We start from the raw sequence: 3,588 nt of genomic DNA on the forward strand, positions 1-3,588 counted from the left end.
GGGGGGACAAGAGTCTTTTCAAAGTCCCCCTTCTTAAGGGGGATTTAGGGGGATCTAGACTTGGCTGCCAGCGAGAGATCGAGAGGCTTTTAATCTTAACTTTTCACCTCCGATCGCTCCCATCTCCTTACCCGTAGCTACGACTTCAAAAAAATGGTATACTTTCATGTTAATCTCCTACCTAGAAAACAACACATCACTGTTGTAGAAATTATTCATTTACTCCCTTATTCCCTAAAACTATCAGCAAAATTCATGAAATTCCGCTCTTGCTGGCTAATTTTTACCCTCATCGGACTCTCCTTAACAAGCTGCGGACAGCAGAAGTCATCTCAAGAAATTGCTGAAACAGTTAACAAGAGCCTCGTGCTGATTTACTACGAAAATCAAGGCGGACACGGTACCGGGTTTATTGTACCGGGAAAAAAGGGAGTTTGCACTGTACTCACGGCCGGTCATGTGGTTAAAGGCTATAGTTTGAAACTGCAAACTTATCAGGATAAACAAGGTCATACAACTGACAGCATTCAAACAAGTCCTACTTACGATTTAGCAGTGGTGACGTTTAAGTCTGCTGGGGAAAATTGTCCTTATCAAAGTGTCAATTTTGGTGATTCTAACGAGCTAAAAGTAGGACATAAAATCTATATTTCTGGTTTTCCTGTTATTCAAAACGAAGATTTGGCGCCGGAATTTTTGGAAGGTTCAGTATCGAGAATTAATGTTGTGTTGCCGGAGGGATATGGAATTAACTACACAGCTCAAGTTTCTGTTGGGATAAGTGGCGCGCCTGTTTTAGATACTAGCGGTAAAGTAGTTGCAGTTCACGGCCAGGCGAAGGATAAATTACCGAGGGGAATTCCGATTAAAACTTATCAGGCAAATCAGTCTTGGGAAAATCAACCCATTACTAAAGCAGACTATACTAAACTGGAACAGTTATTGGATGCCGGGAAGTGGAAAGAAGCAGATGGGGAAACTGCTAACAAAATGTTAGAAGTGGCGGGGAGACAACAAGAAGGTGAGCTAAGAGTGGAAGATGTCGAAAATTTTTCCTGTCCAGATTTGCGGGCGATGGATCGACTTTGGGTAAAATACAGTGATGGACGCTTTGGCTTTTCCGTGCAGAAGAAAATTCATCAAAGTCTGGGTGGTACTAAAGAGTATAATGAGAAGGTCTCGATAGCTTATTATGAAGCTATCGGTTGGAAAATGCAGGGAGAGAAAGGAGCATGGCGGTTGTTACCAAATTATACTGACAATCCACCATTTGCCCACCTTCCGTGGTTTTCGTCGGGGGGTGTGAGCTGTGGTATTGGGAGTGTGGATGTTGGGGTTTGTCACGTTTCTCTCGAGTTGCAGAGACTTGTAAATTGTAAGCTATAAAGGCTTCTAGTTTTTATTAATAACTTTCAGGGAGGCAAAATCCATGAAGTCATGCGGTGTGTGAGTTTCCAATACCTGGAACTGGGGGTTTATCTGATGTCAATCGACCTCATTTTTATATGTCATTGCGATGCGATCTAAACGTAGTGAAGCGAAGCAATCGCAAGCCTCTGGGATTGCTTCACTTCGTTCGCAATGACATTCGCTGGCTATCAAGTATAATATCACTTAGCAGAATTAGATCCAGCAATCCGATCCTCCTCTGCCAAAAAAGGAGTTAAATCAATCTCTCGCGAAGACGGAGAAAACTGAGAAGTTGCCAACTTGCCATCGCTATTTTGATAAACCGCATTACCACCATTCAACAAATTTTCAGTCATATCTCGCATTGCTTGATAAGCCTCCGTATCGCTACCTGGCTTCAACGTCACCAACAGCGGACAACCATCGTCGCTATTATTCAACTTAGTTTTAGCACAAATCACGTATTGATTCGGCGTCTTAGGCTCCTCTCTATAAGCTAACCGAATTAAACCATCTTTTCGATAATCGTTCAAGCTTTCAGAAATTATTTGGCAGCGTCTTACAGGCGTATAATCACCGCCTAAAGTTGTGACCATTTTTAGCCAAGGTTGTTGACCTTTATCGTGACGGTACATGACAGTCCAAACTTCACCTCCCCGCTGAGTATCTGGGCGAAGTTCGCAGGAAAAACGAGCGTTTTGTCCAATCAACAGGGGCGTCCAACCTTGAACAACAGCAATTCCCGCACCGCCAACAGCCGCTAACAAACCTAGTACGCCGATAGTCAGGTTTGCGACGTTAAAGAACTTTCCACTATTACTCACGGTACAGAATCCTCGATAAAATTTTGATAGACAACAAGAGCGATAATAGGACTTACGGGGAGTCAGAAACCGGGTTTTTTTCGACAATACTTCGTTGAAAACCGTAAAAACTGCAAAAAACCCGGTTTCTTTGGTCTCGACACGCAAGTTCTAAATAAGTTGAAATTTTCTACATCAGCTAACTAACGTATTCCCGAAAACCGCCAGGGGTTCAAACCCCTGGCTAATAGCGAAAGTCCTCTAAAGAGGACTGAGAAGATGACTGATAATTTCTTTAGTCCTCATAGCGAGGACTTTCGCTTTGAGGCAGGGGTTTCAACCCCTGCCGGACTGGGGGGAGTTGCAGTAGCCAATGTGCTACACTCAGTATACACTCAAAACTCACAGTAAAAATGATAAACAATTATGCAATTAGAAGATTACTTTGAATTTTTAACACCAGAAGATATCCGCATCAAAGGAACCCGCGTCGGTATCGAACACATTCTCTACGAATACATCCACCGCGGCCAAACTCCAGAAGCCATAGCTCAAAAATTTCGGACAGTGACTATGGCTCAAGTTTATGCTACGATTTTGTACTATCTGGAAAATACAAAAACTGTAGGTAAATATGTAGGAGATTGGTTAGAATATTGCCTCAAAGCTGAAGCTGAATACGATCGCAATCCATCACCTTTTGTCTTAAAAATGCGTCAGCTTAGGGAACAAAATAAGAAATCTCAACAACTAGATCGAGTTTATTAATGACCGTTAAATATCTGTTAGACGAAAATATCGATCCTGAATATCGGGTGCAGCTTTTGTATCATCAGTCCGATCTTGTTGTTTTGATGGTTGGTGATGAAGGTGTTCCGCCGAAAGGAACGAAAGACCCAGAAATTTTATGTTGGTGCGAGGAGAATAACTTTATCCTCGTTACGAATAACCGACGCTCAATGCCAGTTCATTTGTCAGATCATACAGCCGAAGGTCGTCACGTTCTAGGAATTCTCACAATTCGCTTGAATGCAGATATGGGCAAAGTGATTGACGAATTAATTGAAATTGCTGGAGCATCTTTTGAAAATGAATATCAAGATCGAATTGAATTTATCCCGTTGAATTAATTTATCTGGCGGACAATATAGATAAGATTCGGCGATTGAAATCGCTTCTACACAAACGAAGTCGGCCTCCGCCGACTGAAGAATATTCAGATCGCATCGGCGATTGAAATCGCTTCTACACAAACGAAGTCGGCCTCCGCCGACTGAAGAATATTGATATCAAATCAGACTTAAATACCCGGTAATTTTCTTAGTCCGCGAAGGCGGACTTTGTTTGTGTAGACGCGGTTTCAACCGCCGAGTTT

Annotated in this window: 4 protein-coding genes; 3 read left to right on the plus strand and 1 reads right to left on the minus strand. The window is 42.4% G+C overall.

The features are described from left to right. Window positions 1-255: 255 nt before the first annotated feature. Window positions 256-1,386: a GUN4 domain-containing protein gene (locus tag QT974_RS32585; protein ID WP_333472500.1), complete on the plus strand. Its 1,131-nt coding sequence runs from the start codon at window positions 256-258 to the stop codon at window positions 1,384-1,386. Between the two features lie 224 nt (window positions 1,387-1,610). On the opposite strand, the gene QT974_RS32590 is transcribed toward QT974_RS32585, so the two are convergent. After that, complete coding sequence (locus QT974_RS32590; protein WP_333472501.1) at window positions 1,611-2,234, minus strand: COP23 domain-containing protein; 624 nt, start codon at window positions 2,232-2,234, stop codon at window positions 1,611-1,613. Between the two features lie 405 nt (window positions 2,235-2,639). On the opposite strand from QT974_RS32590, the gene QT974_RS32595 reads away from it, so the two are divergent. Together QT974_RS32595 and QT974_RS32600 are read left to right on the plus strand one after the other, a co-directional pair. Then, window positions 2,640-2,981: a DUF433 domain-containing protein gene (locus QT974_RS32595; RefSeq protein WP_333472502.1), complete on the plus strand. Its 342-nt coding sequence runs from the start codon at window positions 2,640-2,642 to the stop codon at window positions 2,979-2,981. After that, on the plus strand, window positions 2,981-3,343 hold the full coding sequence (locus QT974_RS32600; RefSeq protein WP_333472503.1) for a DUF5615 family PIN-like protein: 363 nt from the start codon (window positions 2,981-2,983) through the stop codon (window positions 3,341-3,343). Before QT974_RS32595 ends, QT974_RS32600 begins: the two co-directional genes overlap by 1 nt. Window positions 3,344-3,588 lie beyond the last annotated feature (245 nt).

The organism is Microcoleus sp. BM001215392, from assembly GCF_036700185.1.
Lineage (GTDB): Bacteria > Cyanobacteriota > Cyanobacteriia > Cyanobacteriales > Microcoleaceae > Microcoleus.

Bases quoted from the DNA above. Each gene is read 5' to 3' on its own strand.
- QT974_RS32585 (WP_333472500.1), top strand. From the start codon at position 256: ATGAAATTCCGCTCTTGCTGGCTAATTTTTACCCTCATCGGACTCTCC.
- QT974_RS32595 (WP_333472502.1), top strand. From the start codon at position 2,640: ATGCAATTAGAAGATTACTTTGAATTTTTAACACCAGAAGATATCCGC.
- QT974_RS32600 (WP_333472503.1), top strand. From the start codon at position 2,981: ATGACCGTTAAATATCTGTTAGACGAAAATATCGATCCTGAATATCGG.